This window comes from Agrobacterium vitis, assembly GCF_013426735.1.
GTDB classification, from domain to species: domain Bacteria; phylum Pseudomonadota; class Alphaproteobacteria; order Rhizobiales; family Rhizobiaceae; genus Allorhizobium; species Allorhizobium vitis_D.
This window is the reverse complement of record NZ_AP023272.1, coordinates 2,590,645-2,607,774: the sequence shown is the minus strand read 5'-3', so window position 1 is coordinate 2,607,774 and position 17,130 is coordinate 2,590,645. Positions and strand designations below refer to the sequence as shown.

The 17,130-nt window shown below is 58.9% G+C and carries 27 protein-coding genes; 22 read left to right on the top strand and 5 right to left on the bottom strand.

The genetic code is table 11. From position 1 onward, the window contains the following. Window positions 1-28: 28 nt before the first annotated feature. The 4 genes from H1Y61_RS12085 to H1Y61_RS12070 form a co-directional block, all read right to left on the bottom strand. Complete coding sequence (locus H1Y61_RS12085) at window positions 29-1,096, bottom strand: tyrosine-type recombinase/integrase (protein WP_234903312.1); 1,068 nt, start codon at window positions 1,094-1,096, stop codon at window positions 29-31. A gap of 6 nt (window positions 1,097-1,102) precedes the next feature. Then, a complete protein-coding gene (locus tag H1Y61_RS12080; protein ID WP_174110628.1) occupies window positions 1,103-1,309 on the bottom strand; it encodes a hypothetical protein in 207 nt (68 codons plus the stop codon). A gap of 1 nt (window position 1,310) precedes the next feature. Then, on the bottom strand, window positions 1,311-1,556 hold the full coding sequence (locus H1Y61_RS12075; RefSeq protein WP_174110629.1) for a hypothetical protein: 246 nt from the start codon (window positions 1,554-1,556) through the stop codon (window positions 1,311-1,313). 283 nt (window positions 1,557-1,839) lie between these two features. Continuing rightward, entirely contained in the window at window positions 1,840-2,655 is an 816-nt protein-coding gene (locus H1Y61_RS12070; RefSeq protein ID WP_234903313.1) for a S24 family peptidase, read from the bottom strand. A gap of 65 nt (window positions 2,656-2,720) precedes the next feature. On the opposite strand from H1Y61_RS12070, the gene H1Y61_RS12065 reads away from it, so the two are divergent. The 22 genes from H1Y61_RS12065 (at window position 2,721) to H1Y61_RS11960 (ending at window position 16,077) form a co-directional block, all read left to right on the top strand. After that, window positions 2,721-2,978 carry a Cro/CI family transcriptional regulator gene (locus H1Y61_RS12065; protein WP_174110665.1) on the top strand — a complete coding sequence of 86 codons (258 nt, stop codon included), beginning with the start codon at window positions 2,721-2,723 and terminating at the stop codon, window positions 2,976-2,978. 90 nt (window positions 2,979-3,068) lie between these two features. Continuing rightward, complete coding sequence (locus H1Y61_RS12060) at window positions 3,069-3,566, top strand: hypothetical protein (RefSeq protein WP_180572757.1); 498 nt, start codon at window positions 3,069-3,071, stop codon at window positions 3,564-3,566. Continuing rightward, window positions 3,563-3,799 carry a hypothetical protein gene (locus H1Y61_RS12055; protein WP_180572756.1) on the top strand — a complete coding sequence of 79 codons (237 nt, stop codon included), beginning with the start codon at window positions 3,563-3,565 and terminating at the stop codon, window positions 3,797-3,799. Before H1Y61_RS12060 ends, H1Y61_RS12055 begins: the two co-directional genes overlap by 4 nt. A gap of 85 nt (window positions 3,800-3,884) precedes the next feature. Then, complete coding sequence (locus H1Y61_RS12050) at window positions 3,885-4,442, top strand: hypothetical protein (RefSeq protein ID WP_180572755.1); 558 nt, start codon at window positions 3,885-3,887, stop codon at window positions 4,440-4,442. Further along, entirely contained in the window at window positions 4,439-4,732 is a 294-nt protein-coding gene (locus H1Y61_RS12045) for a hypothetical protein (protein ID WP_174110631.1), read from the top strand. Before H1Y61_RS12050 ends, H1Y61_RS12045 begins: the two co-directional genes overlap by 4 nt. Next, window positions 4,729-6,012 (top strand): helix-turn-helix domain-containing protein, encoded by a 1,284-nt coding sequence (locus tag H1Y61_RS12040; RefSeq protein ID WP_180572754.1) that lies wholly within the window; start codon window positions 4,729-4,731, stop codon window positions 6,010-6,012. The genes H1Y61_RS12045 and H1Y61_RS12040 overlap by 4 nt, the downstream gene beginning before the upstream one ends. Continuing rightward, a complete protein-coding gene (locus H1Y61_RS12035; protein WP_180572753.1) occupies window positions 5,999-6,655 on the top strand; it encodes a transcription termination/antitermination NusG family protein in 657 nt (218 codons plus the stop codon). Before H1Y61_RS12040 ends, H1Y61_RS12035 begins: the two co-directional genes overlap by 14 nt. 317 nt (window positions 6,656-6,972) lie before the next feature. Continuing rightward, the gene (locus H1Y61_RS12030) at window positions 6,973-7,191 is read left to right on the top strand and encodes an HNH endonuclease (RefSeq protein ID WP_174082890.1); all 219 of its coding nucleotides are present in this window, start codon (window positions 6,973-6,975) and stop codon (window positions 7,189-7,191) included. Between the two features lie 132 nt (window positions 7,192-7,323). After that, window positions 7,324-7,791, top strand: a complete 468-nt coding sequence (locus tag H1Y61_RS12025; protein WP_180572752.1) for a P27 family phage terminase small subunit — start codon at window positions 7,324-7,326, stop codon at window positions 7,789-7,791. Beyond that, window positions 7,775-9,589 (top strand): terminase large subunit, encoded by a 1,815-nt coding sequence (locus H1Y61_RS12020; RefSeq protein ID WP_180572751.1) that lies wholly within the window; start codon window positions 7,775-7,777, stop codon window positions 9,587-9,589. Before H1Y61_RS12025 ends, H1Y61_RS12020 begins: the two co-directional genes overlap by 17 nt. A gap of 12 nt (window positions 9,590-9,601) precedes the next feature. Further along, entirely contained in the window at window positions 9,602-10,879 is a 1,278-nt protein-coding gene (locus H1Y61_RS12015) for a phage portal protein (protein WP_180572750.1), read from the top strand. Then, window positions 10,854-11,450, top strand: coding sequence for an HK97 family phage prohead protease (locus H1Y61_RS12010; protein ID WP_180572749.1), 597 nt, complete (start codon window positions 10,854-10,856; stop codon window positions 11,448-11,450). Before H1Y61_RS12015 ends, H1Y61_RS12010 begins: the two co-directional genes overlap by 26 nt. A 40-nt stretch (window positions 11,451-11,490) precedes the next feature. After that, window positions 11,491-12,762, top strand: a complete 1,272-nt coding sequence (locus H1Y61_RS12005; RefSeq protein WP_071204488.1) for a phage major capsid protein — start codon at window positions 11,491-11,493, stop codon at window positions 12,760-12,762. Window positions 12,763-12,822: 60 nt separating this feature from the next. Continuing rightward, entirely contained in the window at window positions 12,823-13,104 is a 282-nt protein-coding gene (locus H1Y61_RS12000; RefSeq protein ID WP_180572748.1) for a hypothetical protein, read from the top strand. After that, on the top strand, window positions 13,101-13,649 hold the full coding sequence (locus H1Y61_RS11995; RefSeq protein ID WP_180572747.1) for a head-tail connector protein: 549 nt from the start codon (window positions 13,101-13,103) through the stop codon (window positions 13,647-13,649). The genes H1Y61_RS12000 and H1Y61_RS11995 overlap by 4 nt, the downstream gene beginning before the upstream one ends. Continuing rightward, window positions 13,649-13,846: a hypothetical protein gene (locus H1Y61_RS11990; protein ID WP_174110640.1), complete on the top strand. Its 198-nt coding sequence runs from the start codon at window positions 13,649-13,651 to the stop codon at window positions 13,844-13,846. The genes H1Y61_RS11995 and H1Y61_RS11990 overlap by 1 nt, the downstream gene beginning before the upstream one ends. Further along, window positions 13,821-14,183 (top strand): phage head closure protein, encoded by a 363-nt coding sequence (locus H1Y61_RS11985; protein WP_174110641.1) that lies wholly within the window; start codon window positions 13,821-13,823, stop codon window positions 14,181-14,183. The genes H1Y61_RS11990 and H1Y61_RS11985 overlap by 26 nt, the downstream gene beginning before the upstream one ends. Beyond that, window positions 14,180-14,641 (top strand): HK97 gp10 family phage protein, encoded by a 462-nt coding sequence (locus H1Y61_RS11980; protein ID WP_180572746.1) that lies wholly within the window; start codon window positions 14,180-14,182, stop codon window positions 14,639-14,641. The genes H1Y61_RS11985 and H1Y61_RS11980 overlap by 4 nt, the downstream gene beginning before the upstream one ends. Further along, on the top strand, window positions 14,638-15,045 hold the full coding sequence (locus H1Y61_RS11975) for a DUF3168 domain-containing protein (RefSeq protein ID WP_180572745.1): 408 nt from the start codon (window positions 14,638-14,640) through the stop codon (window positions 15,043-15,045). Before H1Y61_RS11980 ends, H1Y61_RS11975 begins: the two co-directional genes overlap by 4 nt. Before the next feature lie 26 nt (window positions 15,046-15,071). Beyond that, the gene (locus tag H1Y61_RS11970) at window positions 15,072-15,515 is read left to right on the top strand and encodes a phage tail tube protein (protein ID WP_156538139.1); all 444 of its coding nucleotides are present in this window, start codon (window positions 15,072-15,074) and stop codon (window positions 15,513-15,515) included. Beyond that, window positions 15,512-15,895 (top strand): gene transfer agent family protein, encoded by a 384-nt coding sequence (locus H1Y61_RS11965; protein ID WP_180572744.1) that lies wholly within the window; start codon window positions 15,512-15,514, stop codon window positions 15,893-15,895. Before H1Y61_RS11970 ends, H1Y61_RS11965 begins: the two co-directional genes overlap by 4 nt. Further along, entirely contained in the window at window positions 15,892-16,077 is a 186-nt protein-coding gene (locus tag H1Y61_RS11960; protein ID WP_174110605.1) for a hypothetical protein, read from the top strand. Before H1Y61_RS11965 ends, H1Y61_RS11960 begins: the two co-directional genes overlap by 4 nt. A 177-nt stretch (window positions 16,078-16,254) precedes the next feature. Here H1Y61_RS11960 and rfbA read toward each other — a convergent pair whose 3' ends face one another. Then, entirely contained in the window at window positions 16,255-17,118 is an 864-nt protein-coding gene (gene rfbA, locus H1Y61_RS11955; RefSeq protein WP_174110643.1) for a glucose-1-phosphate thymidylyltransferase RfbA, read from the bottom strand. Window positions 17,119-17,130 lie beyond the last annotated feature (12 nt).

Below are 17,130 nucleotides of genomic sequence, written 5' to 3'. Positions count from 1 at the left end.
TAATTGCGGATTCGTATTAGGGAGGAAGTTACCGCCAAGCCTCGGATGCATCAAGCCGGTCCATGGCCTGCTGCGCGAGCTTCCAGCGCTCGACGCGGCGCGTGTAAACCTCACTTGTCTTGGCTTCTGAGTGGCCGAGAATGGCCATTATTTCATATTGGCTGCATCCCTGTTCTGCCAGCAACTCGGCCAGGCCTTTGCGCACACCGTGAGCAGAGAGATGATTCAAACCTGCGTCAATGCACCAGCGCTTGAACATTGCTGACATGGAATCACCGCTGGCAAAGGGCCTGTTACCACGTGCCACGAGGTAGGTTTCAGCTATTGTTCCCTGGCTATGGATTGCTGCTTTCAATGGTTTCAACAATGGGATGGTGACTTCGGATGAGCCCTTCTTTGCTGGAACCCATCGTAGCGCTTCCAGTCCGTCCAAAATGCACTCATGCCTTGGGCCTAGGAAAGTGAGGTCTTCGATGCGGCAACCCGTCCAAAGGAGAATGGACATTGCAATGAAAGGCTTTGAGCCCAGCTTGTGGTGGGCAAAGAAGCGTTTCACATCAGCGGATTTCCAAGGCGTTGCCCCGTCGCCTTTTTTATAGATCCGGTCAATTCCCTTGGCTGGATTGGTTTTGAGGTGGCCTCGCTTGATTGCCCACTCATACATGACGCTGATTGCTTCGATGAAGGCGTCCGCTTGGGCGGGCGTACTGGCCATTTTATCCTGCATTTCTATCAGCTTTGGTTGCGGGATGAGCATGATCCGGTCTGGGTCCTCAATCAGCCGGGCCAGCAGGTTTCGTTTTTTCTTCAGCGTTTTTGCGCTGGAGAGGCGGGCCTTTACCCTTTGCTCCATGTATTCAAAATAACTGTGCACCAGCCAGCCAATAGACCTGGGCTTGACCACCTCGGATGCCTTCTTCAAAGGCACAGGCTGTTCTCCATAGCGCGCAAGCGTATATTGGCGGCTGAAGTCTTCATCGCCTGGCAGGCAAAAAATGCGAATCCGCTGCTTCGGGTTGCCAATCACCCGGACTCGGTAACGAACATTGCCAGAAGGCAGATCTTCCTTGATAAGGCCGGGATAGCTGACTTTCATGACGTCCTACCATTCTTTGAGGTCAAGAGAAGCTGGTTCGGCATCGCTTTCAACACTGCCACCAAATCGTATCTCAACCATGCCGTCCTGGATAAGCAGGCGGTCTACCATGAGGCCTGCGCGTCGGGCGGCCTTCAAGGCAGCCGCCATGGCGTGCTCGCTGGCACGCTTTTTAGTGGGGTGCATCCCCTGAGTCTGATCAGCTTTCCGCATTTTATCTCTCCCGCGTCTGTGGCTGTGCGTTTTTGAAGTCCATCACTCTGCGGCGCCTCTGTTCATGTGCGATCATTTTCACATGCGCGGTGACGTGCGGCACGGTGATCATGACACCGTTCTTGGTGCGCATTCGAAAACGCGGGATAGTCTCGGCGGTGGCGCGGCTGGGGACGGTAGAAGGCTTCGGCTTGCAGTTTTTTACGCTGCTATCTACGTCGGTTCGCCTTGATTGTTTGATGCTCATACTTGTTCCTTTCCTCCGGCCATAAGGCACGGGTGATCTTGCGCGGCTTTGCCAAGTCGCGCTGTGTGTGGGGTGTCTGAAATTTTTTGGTGAAGAGAACCAATCTGAGTTATATGAAAGCAGAACTTTCATAACAGCGCAAGCGTTTTGAAAGATATGCTTTCATTTTGTGTCAAGATTGATATTGAGCTGTTCGGCTATTGGCTCGTTCGGTCCGTTGTAAGGACATAGAAAAAGGCCCTTTAGGGGCCTTGATATTGGATGGTGCACATCAGCGCAGAAGCTATTTTCGTGCGATGTGCCCACAAACGCGCCCGATGATTGTTAGGCGATCGAGCTGAACTGTGAATGTTTCAAGCGCAGGGTTGTCAGATATGATTCGTACCTCAGTGGGATTTGAAAATGGTACCCGTTGCAATCTCTTAATTTGTGGCTCCGCAAAGCCATCGCTGATTGCGTATACGGCATCAACCGAAAATTGGTTTTGCGAAAGATCGATAAGCACTCGGTCACCAGGGTGGAAAGACGGCTGCATGCTGTCCCCAATGACCTCAAAAATGACCGTGTGAGAGGGGGAGGCTTTCGCCTCGTGCCTGAGATAGTTTTCGGGTAACACCCACTCTGCAATTACTTTGTGCGCGGAAACGCTACCATTTGCGAAAGGCACGTTAATTAATTCTCCGATTGTTCCGTTACCTGCCCCAAGACGTACATCCAGCTCCGGTACTGCACCCTCAATTTGGGGAATCCAGCTTTCGCGACTGTCGCTTTCCGACCCGACGTCGGCCGGCTCGTGTTGGTCTGGGTCAAAGGAGGAGATCAGATTTCCTATTTTGGGTGCGCGGTTAAATGCCAGCCAATCAAGGTCTACGTTCGCGAGCTCGCACAGCGCTTTCAAACTTTCTATCCCGACCTCAGCGCCACGCTCCCAATTTCCAACTGCGCCACGCGTCACCGGGCGCCCATGCTCACTGAGAAGCTGCGCGAGCTCTTCCTGAGAGCGAAGTTTCAGGATCTTGGTCCGCACCTCTTTGATGCGTTGGCCGCGTTCCTCGTCGATTTTTCGTGCGATCATCATCATATCGAGAATATGCCTCATGAAAGAGAAACTTTCATCGAAAGAAATGCTTGCATTTTTATGAAAGCTATGCTTTCAATTTATGTATGGAAGATGTGTGCAAACAAGCAATAATTGTGGGTGGTGGTCCTACACTTCTGGCTCATGCGCTGGGGGGCATTAGCCCTCAGGCGGTTTCTCAGTGGCGCCGCGTTCCGGCAAGACGTGTCCTGTTGGTCGAAAAAGTGACCCGTATAAGCCGCCATGAGCTGCGCCCTGACATATATGGTCCATTCCCCGAAATTGGTGCGATGGTAGAGGGTAAATCGCCAGTTCATTCGCTGCATGCATGCGGTCCTCCCTGAGTATCTGACGGCCCATTCCTCACATTTTTGATCAATTCCCACCACGGGAAAAACGCCGGAGATTTCCCGGCGCGGGAAAGGTTTTGTCTTATGCACACAAGCGCTTGGTTTCATCGCATCAAAGCGGCGCAACGCGACCTGATTAGGCTGGTTGGCGGTATCGAGCGGGCGTCTGAGATCTCGTCTGTCTCCCCCAGTCATATCGGCCGGATGAACAATCCGCGTGATACGGACCTGATGCCGATTTCGGTTGTCTATGCTCTGGAGAGCGAATGCGGGGTTCCAGTCGTGACCTCGGCGATGGCGGAACTGAGCGGGCGGCGGTTGACCGACCCGGCAAGCGACAAGGCTGTGGATCAGGGTGTCGTCGTTGCCTATTCGGAGATGGTGCGCCGGGCTGGCGATCTGATTTCCGGTGGCGCGGTGGCGATCTCCGACATGGTGGTGACACCTGCGGAAGCCACCAAGATGGACAGGGATGCAGCGGAATTGGAAGTCGGTCTTGCAGCACTTCGCAAGGCGCTGGCCGGTGTGAAGGCTAGGGGCGGCGATAAGCTCGGCTTGCGGGTTGTGGGAGATCAGCCATGATCGACGCAACCTTGACCCCGCTGTTCGCGCGGCCCTTGAGTGCGCGGGCTCGGTGCTTCCTCCGCAAGCTCAAAATCCATGGTGGTCGACTGATCGTGCCTGATGGCCCTGACCGGCTGTTGGCGAATGATTGCCGTGCCTGCGGCTATGTGCTGATCCGCGAGGATCACAAGACGGTGCTGCTGACCGGTCTCGGTCAGGCCTATCTTGATCGTCTGATGAGGGCGAACTGATGGCCGGTTTTGCGTCAGTCAAGTTTCCCAAGCCCGGTTCTGCCGGGCTTTCCCTTATTTTCTCAGCGAACAAGGTGGCCGCATCATGCACGATGTGAACCGCCAACGTGAGGCCTCGACGGTGAACCGGCTCAAGGGGTCGGCTGAGCGTCTGAATGATGATGTCTGGACGCTGGAAGCGGATCGGGGCGGGTTGCGCCTGGTCGTGCATCGCCTGATGGGCGAGCAAGTGCATATTGCCACCATTCACCCGGCCGCCTTGCATGACGAACGGGACCTGATCTGTGGGGCGCTCGATCATTTGCGCCTGTTCCTCCGTCTTGTTGATCGGGCAGCGGTTGCGGTGCGCGATCTGCGGGGTGAGTTGGCGACGCACAATAGCCAGCCCGCGGCCCGACAGCACAAGCCGAACCACGCGGCGCAAGCCTCCATTCTGCTGTCCCACGCTGCCTTCCATCGGTTTCTGAGCGAGACCGGCGGTGGCGGCGTGGTTGACGACAAAGACAGTGCCGACGCGGCCCTCAAGGACCGCCTCGGCATCACCAGCAAAAAACAGATCAATGAAGATGACCGTGTCAGAGCGGCCTGGCTCTCGCTGTTTGGCGAGTACGAGGCGTGGCTGCGCGGCGGGGGTGAAGGATGACCGGGCTACTTCCAATCGTAGAGCAGCTTTGCGATTGCCAGACGGATGCGGAACGGGCCGACTGGCTGCTGCGGGTGCCGCAGGGTGTCATTTACCGCGACCATGCCTCGATCCGCATGGTGTTGCGGACGGTCGGGTTTTTGGCTGGCGTCGATTATCTCGATGCCGAGTTTGCGGCGATCAATTCCACGCGGAGCAGGCAGGGCTGCTGGCGCGATAGCGTGTTGCTGACCATTGGTGCGGCCAGAGCGGCGATGCTGGACGTGGCGCGCAAAGGCGGTGCGGCATGATGGAGCCTGATCACGGCGCAACATCGCGGGCATGGTCCTGGCGTCATGCCGTTGCCAAATCCGGCCTGCCGCCGATCACGCGGCTGGTGCTGCACACGCTCGGCCTGAAGATGGATGCAACGGGTGGTTCTTGCTATCCGCCGGTTTCCGAGCTGGTCGAACTGTCTGGCCTCGATAAGAAAACAATCCTGAAGCATCTGGATCTGGCAGAACAGGCGGGCTGGATCGAAGTCACTCAACACGGCTTTCGTGGGCAAAAGTGGAAGCGAAACGAGTATATCGCCCGCTGGCCGGGCCGCGATCTGGCTGGCCATGCTGCTGCGGGTTCTGTCGCAAATGCGCAAGCTGGTGGAGGAGATACACCACCTTTTGAGGACGAGATTTTGCCGGAAGGTGGTGGAGCAGCTCCACCGCCTTGCGCGGAAAAGGTGGTGGAAATGGCGCCCGAAGGTGGTGGAAATGGTTCCACAAAGGTGGTGGAGCAGCTCCACCAAGATAAGATTCTTCCAGCTAACTCTCCAAACAACTCTCCCACCGCAGGCGCGGGGCGGGGGGAATTTTCGAGAGAGGAATTGCGAAAGATCGATCTCGCCTTCAAGCGCTGGTATCCGACGTGGCCGAATTACGACAAGAGCAGCGACACGGCTGCGAGGAAGGCGTGGTTTGCCCTGACGGCTGATCAGCGAGCGGCCTGCATCGAGAAAACACCGGACTACATCCAGTGGATCGGCAAAGGGACATTCACCTTCGCCGCTGTGTTCCTGCGAGACCGGGCTTGGGAAAAGATGCCTGAGGTTGCTCCAGCGGTCCAAACCCACACTACGGCCAAGGTTTGCGGCAAGCTCTGGATGGGTCGGCGCTTGGAAACGCTGCTTTGCGAGCCGACAGGCCAGTTCGTGTTCACGGCGTTCGATAATCGGCGGCTGGCTTCTGGCGCGATCAGCCGGGAAGCCCTGGTGTGGGAAAAGCGCCGGGAACATGGCTGGCCGCTGGTGAGCCGGATGCGCGATCTTGCCCGTCGCAATGAGCCGTTCGTCACCTCGGTGGACCTGCTGCCGCTGGTTGCCAGCTTCGAGCGGGTCGAAAGCAGCGGTGCGCTGTTTGCGGCCTGGAAGCGCCTGCACGAACGCCGTGGCTGGATGTTCGTCGAGGGCCTGCGCGACTGGAATTATTTCCCGCCCGTTGACCCGGATCAGCCCGATCTCGACGCGGCGGTCGAGGCGGCGCTCGACCATTTCCAAACCAGCCTGAGCGAGGGACGCACCCATGATGCAGCATAACGGGAAACTTCTGGATGGCGTCTCGGACGAGGGTCTTTCACGCTTGGCTTACGTCAACGCCATGGAGGCCAAGCGGCAACGCCAAGTGGCTATGGCCAGGCGTGACCGTCCCGAGTTCGACCGTTTGGCGCGCTGGGTGGTAGCCAGCTGCAAGAGCGGTATGGAACAGGTGATCCGGGATTCGCTCGACCAGCAGGGAATCGAGTGCTGGTGCCCATGCGAACGTCACAAGTGGCCGCCTCGGCGGGGTAAGCAAGCTGTGGAAATCCAGCGGGCGGTGTTTCGGGGATACCTGTTCGTGCAGGTCATCCCGGACAATGAAGCCTTCGTCGGGTTGATGCTTGCCTCCAAGCTGCGCGGGCTGATGGGCAAGGATGGAAAGCCGCACCTGATGCCCGAACCATTGATGCGCCAACTAATGCTGTCGGCCAAGAAAGCGGAAAGAAAACATATGGATGTGGGCGACGTTCCACCGATGCCGGATGTGCTGGGCAAGCAGGTGACGATCCGCTCCGGCCCGTTTGCCGACTTCGTGGTGACGGTGCGCAAGGTGCTGTCGAAGCGTGGCCAAGTGGTCGTTGATGTGCCGATGTTTGGCGGTATGAGTGAAATCACGATGGGGATTGACTTCATTTCTGACTGAGATTATCGCTTGAAACGTGGAGAGGCGAACAGCGCCTTTCCCATCGAGATGACCGGGGCGTCTGATGCTCCCTAGGGATTGATGTTCTCCCCCGGCCTCGCTCTGATCCAAGCCAATAGGCGATGCGATTCAGGGCCAGTGCGTAAGCTATGCCCAGATGAATGATGACGAGGCGGCCAGATGGTCGCCTTTTTGCGTTCAAGGATATGGCGACAGATCAGAGATCAGAGGAGGCCAAGGGCTGGCGCTCTTGGTATTACACCACGAGGTGGCGAGCCATCCGGTCGCTCCAACTGAAGCGGGAGCCGTATTGCCGGATGTGCCGGCAGCAAGGCAAGCTCAAGAAGGGTTTCATCTGCGACCACATCGAGCGCCATAGCGGCAACGCCGAGAAGTTCTGGAACGGACCTTTCCAGACCCTGTGCAAGAAGCATCACGACGCGACCAAGCAACGGGAAGAGCATCGTGGTTTCTCGACTGCCATGGGCGCGAATGGCTGGCCCACCGATCCCAGACACCCGGCGAACCGCACCTGACCCCTCGGCCGAGGGTCGAGGGCAGGGGGTGGGTCGGCCTTGAACCCGATCCGCCTCCCGCACCGGCGTTGGTCATTTCTGTGTAGTGAGTGGAAATTGGAGACAAAAAGCCACTCTTGATGAGGTTGCCCAATGAAAGGCCGCAAACCTTCCTCCGAAAACGTCGTGCCCCTCAAAGCCGAGGACGGCCAGGGCGCGAACTTCGAGGCGCGGGCGGCGGCCAAGGCGCGGGAGCTGCGGCCGGATGACCTGCCGTTCGATGTGCGCGCCATCTGGGACCGGATCGCACCACCGCTGTGTGATCCCCGCAAGAACCGGCTCAATGAAGTCAACGTCTACATGTTCGAACAGCTCTGCTGGACGATAGCCCGCCATGAGCGGTTGCGGCTCGATGTGCGGGAAGGCGGGGAAACCTATGAGAGCCAAACCCGCAACGGCACCCAGTTGAAGAGCCGCCCGGAAGTCAGCCAGTTGAATGAGACGTGGCGGCAGATCCGGGCGCTGGCAAGTGATTTTGGCATGACGCCGTCTGCCGAGCGTGGCTTGCAGGCGACCGGCCAGCTAGGATTTGAGTTCCCGACCGATGATGGATTCGATTGATGTCGAGATCCCGGATGTCAGCTATGACGATGATCCGGTGACCGCCTGGGCGGCGGATGTGGTGCGTGGCGATATTGTTGCCGGTCCCCATGTTCGCAATGCCTGCCGTCGTCACCTGCGCGATCTGATCGACGGCCCGACCCGTGGCCTGGTCTGGGATCTGGAGACCTCGAACAAGCGGATCAAGTGGTTCGGGTCCAAGCTGCGTCTGAATGGCGGTCAGTTCGAGGGACGGCGGTTTCGGCTGCATCCGAGCCAGGCCTTCCGGGTTGGTTCACTGTTCGGCTGGAAATGGGCCGATACCGGCTTGCGTCGGTTCCGGCGCTTCTATGACGAAGAGGGCAAGGGCAACGGCAAATCGCCCTTGCTGGCCGGGATCGGCATCTGCATGATGGTGGCCGATGGCGAACCCCGTGCCGAGATTTATGCGGCGGCGGCCAAGAAAGACCAGGCGCAAGTGCTGTTTCGTGATGCGGTTGCCATGCGCGACCAGTCGCCGGAGCTGATGAGGCGGATCACGACCTCAGGCGAGAACCCGGTCTGGCAACTGACTTACATCAGCAAGGGCGGCGACAAGCGGTTCTTCAAACCGATCTCAGCCGACAAGGCGCAATCGGGTCCGCGTCCGTCCTGTGCGCTGTGCGATGAGGTGCATGAACATCCCAATCGCGATGTCATCGAAATGCTGGAGCGCGGCTTTAAATTCCGCAAACAGCCGTTGCTGGTGATGGCGACCAATTCCGGGTCGGACCGCAAATCGATCTGCTGGGAAGAACATCAGCATGCGGTCAATGTTGCAGCGGGCATTGTCCAGGATGACACGACATTCGCCTTTGTCTGCTCGCTCGATGAGGGCGATGATTGGGAGAATGATCCGTCCTGCTGGGTGAAGGCAAACCCGCTGCTGGATGTGACGATCACCACGGATTATCTGCATGGGGTCGTTGACCAGGCGCGGATGATGCCCGGCAAACGAAACGGCATTGCCCGGCTGCACTTTTGCGAATGGACGCAATCGGTCAATGCGGCGATCAAGCGCGAGGCCTGGATGGCCTGCCAGAAGGATCTCGATCTCGACTGGCTGATCGCCGAGGGCTTTCCCTGTTATGGCGGCCTCGACCTGTCGCGCACCCGTGACTTTACCGCGCTGACCCTGATCTGGGTGCTTGACAGTACCAAGGATGCCGAGCGGTTTGCGTCAAAGACATGGTTCTGGACACCTGCCGATACGCTGGAGGATCGGGCCAATACCGACCAGGCCCCCTATGACCTCTGGCGTGACCAGGGTTTTATCGAGGCGGTGCCCGGCCAGCGGCTCAAATATCCGTGGTTGGCTGAAGCCCTGGCCGAGATCTGCGCAAAGTTCGAACCAATTGAGATCGGCGCCGACCAGTACGGGTTGGAGCAATTGTCCGAGCATCTGGAAGACCAGGGTGTTTCCCTACCGCTGACCATCCACCCGCAGGGCTTCCAGCGCCGGGTGCTGGAGCGCGATCCTGACGCACCGGATGGTGAGCAGGATATCTATCTCTGGATGCCGCATAGCATCAACAAGCTCGAGAACGCGCTCTATGAGACGCGCATCGAGATCGACCCGAACCCGATGCTGGACAGTTGTGCGGCCAGCACCGTCTTTGCAGAAAACCGCACCGGCCATCGGATGTTCGACAAGGAACATGCCTTTGGCCGCATCGACGGCATGGTGTCTTTGGCCATGTCGATGGGCATGGCGATGTGCCGTGTTCGTGCCTCCCAGGCATCCCCATGGGATGACCCGGATTACTCCATACATCAATAAAGGGGTGGCCTGATGGCATCCAAGAAGGGCAAGGCCGAGCGGCGTTCGACGTCGCTCGAAAGCGAAACCGTGCCGGTCAGCGCCACCAATTTTATGGAGTTCTTCGGGCTTGGCGGCGGGGCGCTGCCCACGGTCAATATTGAAACGGCTCTGAAAGTCCCGGCTGTGCAGGCGGCGGTATCGTTTCTGTCGCGGACGCTTGCCACCTTGCCGCTGCATGTCTACCGGACGGGCGAACGCGGACCGGTGCGGCTCGGCGGCAAGCTGGCTGTCGTTCTGGAGGAAAACCCGAATGACGAAATGGACACCTCAAAGTTCCGGCGCTTCTTCTGGGAACAGGTGTTTACCGGCGGGCGGGGGCTGGCCTGGATCGAGCGCAAGGGTGCTGGCATCGAGGCGCTTTGGCCGATTGATCCCGGCAGCTGTTCGATCAGGCGGCGTGGCGGGCGGCTGTTCTACAGTTTCGAGGGCAGGGAATATCCAGCCACCGACGTGATCGACATCCCCTATATGCTGAAGCGTAATCTGGTCCAGCATCGCGGCCCGATTGCCATGGCGGAAAAGGCCATCCAGTTGGCGCTGGCCATGAACGACTATGCCTCGAACTTCTTTGCAGGCGGCGGCGTTCCGCCCTTGGCGCTGGAAGGGCCGATGCCTGCCAATGACAAGGCCATGCAGCGGGCGCGTGAAGATATCAAGCGGGCGGTGAAGGCGGCGCGGGACGATCAGCTTCCGCTGATCCAGTTGCCGGTCGGCTACAAACTCACCCAAGTGGGTTACGACCCGGCCAAGGGGCAGATGACCGAGGCGCGGCTTTACCAGGTGCAAGAGATTGCCCGCGCCTATCAGATCCCGCCGAACTTCCTTCAGGACTTGAGCCGAGCAACCTTCTCCAATGTCGAGCAGAACGACCTCTATCTGGTCAAGCATCTGGTCAGCCAATGGGCGACGGCGATGGAAGGGGAAATGAACCTGAAGATTTTTGGGCGGATGAATACCCGCCGTTATGTCCGCCACAACCTCGACGGCCTGATGCGCGGTGACTTCAAGAGTCGCCTGGAGGCCTTGGCAACCGGCGTCAACTCGGCGCTGCTGACCCCGAACGAGGGCCGGGAGATTGAAGGCCGTCCGCGTGATCCGAACCCGGCTGCCGACCAACTCTACATCCAGGGCGCAACCGTCGCCATCGGCACAAACGCGATGGGCGAGAATAGCGACCCGCCGCTCAATGATCCCGCAGCAGACACAGAAAGGCAGATGACCGATGACACCGAAACCGAAATCGGGTGAGCGTGAGCGCCGCTCGCTGGTGCTGCCGGTGGAAGCCCGGGGCGATGGCGAGCGAATGACGGCGGCCGGCTACGCCGCCAATTTTGGCGATGTCACCACCATCTCCGGTGTGTTTGAAGAGACGATTGCACCCGGCGCTTTTGCCCGGTCGCTGCGGTCTGATGATATCCGCGCCTTCTATGACCATGACACGGCCCATGTGCTGGGTCGCAACCGGGCGGGCACGCTGCGGATGTCAGAGGATGCCAAGGGCCTGGCTGTCGAGATCGATCTTCCCGATACCACGGTCGGGCGCGATGTCCGCACGCTGATTGCCCGGGGCGATGTCTCCGGCATGTCGTTTGGCTTCGAGGCGGTTGGCGAGGAATGGGATTTTTCCAGATCCATGCCGCGCCGGACGCTGACGGATCTCAATCTGTTCGAAGTCTCCATCGTTTCCATCCCGGCCTATGCCGGCACCTCGATTGCGCTGCGGTCGCTTAGATGCGCCCGTGGAGCCGAAAACCGTTCTCATGGACTGGCCACACGCCTGCGCCTGAAAATCGGCCTCGACCTGACGCGACGGGCTTAACCCCGCGTCCCAACTTTCCCCCACAATCAGGAGCATGACTATGTCGCAAAGACTGAAAGAATTGCGCGAAAAGCAGGCGCGCCTTGTTACCGAGGCCCGCGAACGGCTGGAGGCGATTACGCCTGACACCGATGAGGTTCGGTCCAAGGAACTGGAAAGCGCCCATGATACGGCGATGGCCGAATATGATCGGCTGCAAGGTATCCTCGACCGGGAAGAAAAACTGATCGAGCTGGAAAAGCGCGATGAAGAGCGCCGCGCCAAACAGCGCCCGTTGCGCGATACCCCGGAGATGCGCGGCGACGATCTGCCCCAGGGTGGCAAGGTCGAATATCGCAGCGTGTTTGCCAAGGTGGTCTGCGGTGTCAGTCCGTCCGATCTGACCAAGGAAGAGCGCGCGGTTCTTCAGCGCGGCGTTGCCTCGTTTGAGACCCGCGATCAGGTGACGACCAGTGCCGTTGCGGGTGGCTATACCGTGCCGGTCGAGCTGGAAGCCACGATCATCCAGGCGATGAAAGCCTGGGGGCCGCTCTATGACGAAAACATCTGCACTGTCATCACCACGTCGAAGGGCAACGAAATGCTGGTGCCGACCGTTGACGATACCGACAATGAGGCCGATCCCCTGGCCGAGGCGGCCGATCTCCTGGAAGACGGTAGCGGCGATGTCGAGTTCGGGCAGAAGGTGCTGAACGCCTATGTCTATGCCACGCCGTTCATCAAATGGTCCTTCGAGCTGGACGCGGATTCGCTGTTCAACATGGAATCGCTGCTCGGCGGCATGATCGGTGAGCGCCTCGGCCGGATCGGCAACCGCAAGCTGACATCGGGAACTGGCCAGAACCAGCCGAACGGCGTGGTGAATGCGGCAGGCCTCGGCGTGACCACGGCGGCCAAGGATGCCTTCACCTTCGACAATATCCTGGAGCTGGAGCATTCCATTGACCCGGCTTATCGAGGCTCGCCCAAATGCCGGTACATGTTCCATGACAAGTTCCTGCTGGCCACCCGCAAACTGAAGGATGGCAACGGCAATTATCTCTGGCAGCAGGGGGATGTGCAGAAGGGAACACCGGCCAGCTTCAACGGTCGCGCCTATTCGATCAATCAGCACATGGATGAAGTGACGGCCGACAAGCGCATCGCGCTGTTTGGTGACTTTTCCAAATATTATGTCCGCAAGGTCGGCTCGCCCGTCATCGGCGTGCTGCGCGAACGCTTCTGGCCGAAGGTCGGCATTGCCGGCCTGATCCGTTTTGACGGTGAGCTGGGGGATGCCAACGCCATCAAGGCCATGAAGACGGCGGCCTGATCGCGCCTGGTCACGGTCGGCGCAATCAGCGCCGGCCGGTTTCCTGATTGGAGAACAGCCATGAAAATCAAAATGCTGACCGGCGTTGCCGGGACGGACTTTGTTTTGAACCGAGGCGAGGTGACGGATCGCTACGAGATCCCGCAAGCGCGTCGGTTGATCGAAGCAGGCCTTGCCGTTGCCGTCGCGGATGAGCAGGACGGCGAACTTGCCAAGCTTCGCGCCGAAAACATGGTGCTGCGCGCCCAGAAAAGCGAACTGGACACCCTGCGCACCAAGCATGCGGCAACCGTTGCAGCGCTGGCAGCGGCGACCAAGTCGGCAGAAGGCGGTGGCGCGTGAGCTGGTATGCCGCGACAGTCACGGCGAAAGCGGCAGATCTGCCAGTCACGGTCGCGACCGTCAAAGAGCGCTGTGGCATCGATACCGCCCATGATGACGCCATCCTACAAATGATGATCGAGGAAGTCGTCGCGGTGGTCGAGCAGACTTGCAATCTGTCGGTCTCCCCGAAAACCCTGGTGGCGCAATGCGATAGCTGGGCTGATCTGGAGCGCCTGCCGGATGGACCGGTGAAACCGGGAAGTAAGCCCATCATCACCTATACATCACCGGATGGTGGGGAAATTGTCCTCGATCCCGCGCTGTATCGGCTCAAATCCGATGGGCTGACGCTCGGCCTGGTTCCTATCCGATCCTGGCCGCAGGCGCATCGCGGAGCGCCTGTGACCGTCACCTATGAGGTCGGGTTTGTTGAGCTGCCTTTTGATCTTCGCCTCGGCATCATCATGCGCGTGGCTGAGATTTACGGCAAGCCGGAAAGCAGCGCGGCGGATGTGGTGACCGACTTCGACCGGTTGCTGGTCAATTGGCGGCGGGGTGCGTGATGCGGGTGCGGTTCCTGGACGATTTTGACTTCAAACCCATCCGCGCCACCACGATTGCTTACCGCGCCGGCATGGAAGTGACGGTGCTGAAACGCTGCGGCGAACGGGCCGTGGCGGCTGGAAAGGCGGTCGAGCTGCCCAAGCCGTCGCGCGAAAGTGCAGGAGGGTCCGATGGCGCGGAAGAGATCGACGGGTGACTTGAAACACAGGATTGTCTTCGAGCAGCGCGAAGAGATCGACCGGGGCGATGGTGTCACCGTCGCATCGTGGGTTGAGCGCTATCGTTGCCGTGCGGGTTTTGTCCATCTTCGCGGTGGTGAGACCGTGATGGCGGATCGGCTGCAAGGCGAGCATTCGCAGGTGATTTTTGTGCGCGATTGCAGTGAGGCGAGGGAAGTCGAAACCGACTGGCGCATTCGCGATCTCGATACCCAGCTTACCTTCAATGTCAGGGATATTACCCAGGGTGAATGGACTGACGACGACCGGCGCTGGATCGATTTCCTCTGCCAGAGTGGCGGGGTGGCTGGATGAGCAAGATCCTCAATCTCGCCAAACTGGACAGAAAACTAAAGCGCCTGCCCGACATGGCCAAAGCCGACATCAAGGCGGGCATGGAAGCCGCAGCCGACAGCATCGTCGCCATGATGAAAAATCTCGTTGCAATCGATGACGGTGTCTTGCGCGACAGTATCGGCTGGACCTGGGGCAAGGTGCCGAAAGGGTCGGGGATTGTTGCCGCGGTCGAATCGCAGATGGGCAATGATCTCTCCATCACCATCTATGCCGGCAGCACCGAGGCCTATTATGCCCGCTGGGTGGAATATGGCACGGCACCCCACAAGAACGGCGGCATGTATGCCGGCTCAGAAAATCCCGGCACCAGGGCGCGGCCGTTCTTCTATGTGTCCTGGCGGGCCAGCAAAAAGTCAGCCAAGCGAGCGGTGCGCAAAGCTGTCCGAACCGCAGCGCGAAAGGTGGCGGCCTCATGAGCGAAGATGCGGCCCACGAATTACAGGTGGCGATTGTCACCTGCCTGAAAGCCGATGCTGATGTGACGGCTTTAATCGCCGGTCGCGTCTATGACCGGGTGCCGCAGGGCGTGAGCCTGCCTTATGTGTCCTTCGGCCCCACCCAGGAGCTGCCCGAAGATGCCGATGGGCTGGACCTGTCCGACCTGTTGATTCAGCTCAGCGTCTGGTCGGATGATCCTGGCTTTGCCGAGGGGCGGCGGATTGCCAAGGCAATCGTTGCGGCGCTGTCCGGCGATATGCTGTCCCTCAATGACAATGCGCTTGTCTATCTCGAACTGGATAGCCGGCGCGATCTGCGCGACCCGGATGGATTGACCACGCATATTGCGCTGACCTTCCGCGCCGCTATCGAAAATCACTGACACTTTTCCAAAATCAGGAGGCCATCATGGCACAAGCAACCACCATGCGTGGCGGGAAGATCCGTGTTCTGCTCGGAAATTCCGCCACTCCTATCGTCTATTCCGCACCTTGCGGCTTTACCCAGCGGTCGGTGTCGCTCGACAAGGGTCTGGAGGAAAGCTCTATCCCTGACTGCGATGATCCCGATACCGTCGATTGGGTAGGCCGTGATGCTTCCTCGCTCTCCATGTCGATCTCAGGCGAGGGGGTTCTGGCGCAGGAAAGCGTTGAGACCTGGCTCGATGCCTGGGAAGACATCGACAGCATTCCGGTCAAGGTCGAATGGGAGTTCCCGGCCAAAACCATCACATGGACCGGCCGCATGCATGTCGAGAAGTTCGAAGGTGCTGGCGACAACGGCAAGCGCGCCACGGCCAGCATCTCGATGCAGAGCGACGGTAAGATGACCCGCGTGGTCACCCCGAAATGAGGAATGCCGAGCTGACATTGACCTGGGCGGATGGGGATTACACCTTCCGTCTCGGCTGGGGCGAACTGGAAGGATTGCAAGAGGCCTGCGATGCCGGGCCGTATGTGATCCTCGACCGGCTTCAGACCAGCACTTGGCGGGTGGGGGACATCGCCCATGTGATCCGCTTCGGGCTGATCGGCGGCGGCAAGACGCCGGTCGAGGCGCTCACCCTGGTTCGCAAATGGGTTGAGGCCCGCCCGCCCGCTGAAAATCTGCTGTTTGCCCATGCGATCCTCACTGCCGGCATCGTCGGAGCACCGGATGAAAAGCCGGGGGAGCCAGACGCGGCAAATCAAAAGGGGGCAATGCCCTCGACGACCTTCCCAACGGAAAGTTGAGATTTGCCGCCATCTACGGCAATGGCGCGGCCATGGCGTTCTCCCCACAAGAGGTCCGCGCCATGTCCATGTTCCAGTTTTTCGCGGCGGTTGACGGCTGGATGAAGGCGAATGTGCCGGAGGAGGAAAACGCGCTGTCGGAAAGGGAAAGGGATGATCTTTGGGAGTTTATTAGCCGCTGATGTTGGGATGGTCTGTTGTCGAGCAAAGATCGAATATTACAGCGCAATGAGGATGAAGCATTTTTGTCCGCTATTTCGGTCCGACATCGAATTACGTTGCATATATAAGCCGCTACAGCGCCCCGCACGCTTTCATGCAAGTCGCTGTAACGCAGATGCGCATGTGAATTGAAAGCGTCAGAGCACTTTTTTCAGTAGATATTGCCCATAAGCGCTCTTGCCATATTGCAGGCCGAGCGCCTCCAACTGCTGGGCGTCGATGAAACCGAGTCGATAGGCGATCTCTTCCGGGCAGGAAATCTTGAAGCCCTGACGGCGTTCCAGCGTGGCGACGAATTCCGAGGCATCCAGCAGACTGTCGGGCGTGCCGGTATCCAGCCATGCATAACCACGGCTCATCTTTTCGACACTGAGCCGGCCCCGTTCGAGATAGACCCGGTTGACATCGGTGATTTCCAGCTCGCCGCGGGCCGATGGCTTGAGGTTTGCCGCGATATCAACGACATCCTTGTCGTAAAAGTAAAGCCCGGTCACGGCCCAGCTCGAGCGTGGAGCTTGAGGCTTTTCCTCGATCGAAACCGCCTTCATGTCCTTGTCGAATTCCACCACGCCATAGCGTTCTGGATCGTTGACGTGATAGGCAAACACGGTTGCCCCATCATTGCGCGCCACAGCACTTCTGAACAGGTCGTTGATGCCATGACCGTAGAAGATATTGTCACCCAGAATGAGGCAGGACGGGTTGGAGCCGACGAAATCCGCTCCGATAATATAGGCCTGGGCCAGGCCATCCGGTGACGGCTGCTCGGCATAGGTCAACGAAATACCCCATTTCGACCCATCACCCAGCAGGTTTTGAAAGTTCGGCAGATCCTTCGGCGTCGAAATGATCAGGATGTCGCGAATCCCGGCCAGCATCAGCGTCGAGAGCGGATAGTAGATCATCGGCTTGTCATAAACCGGCATGAGCTGCTTGGAGGTGACAAGCGTCATGGGATGTAGACGTGTTCCGCTGCCACCGGCAAGAATGATACCCTTCATTAATAAAACTCC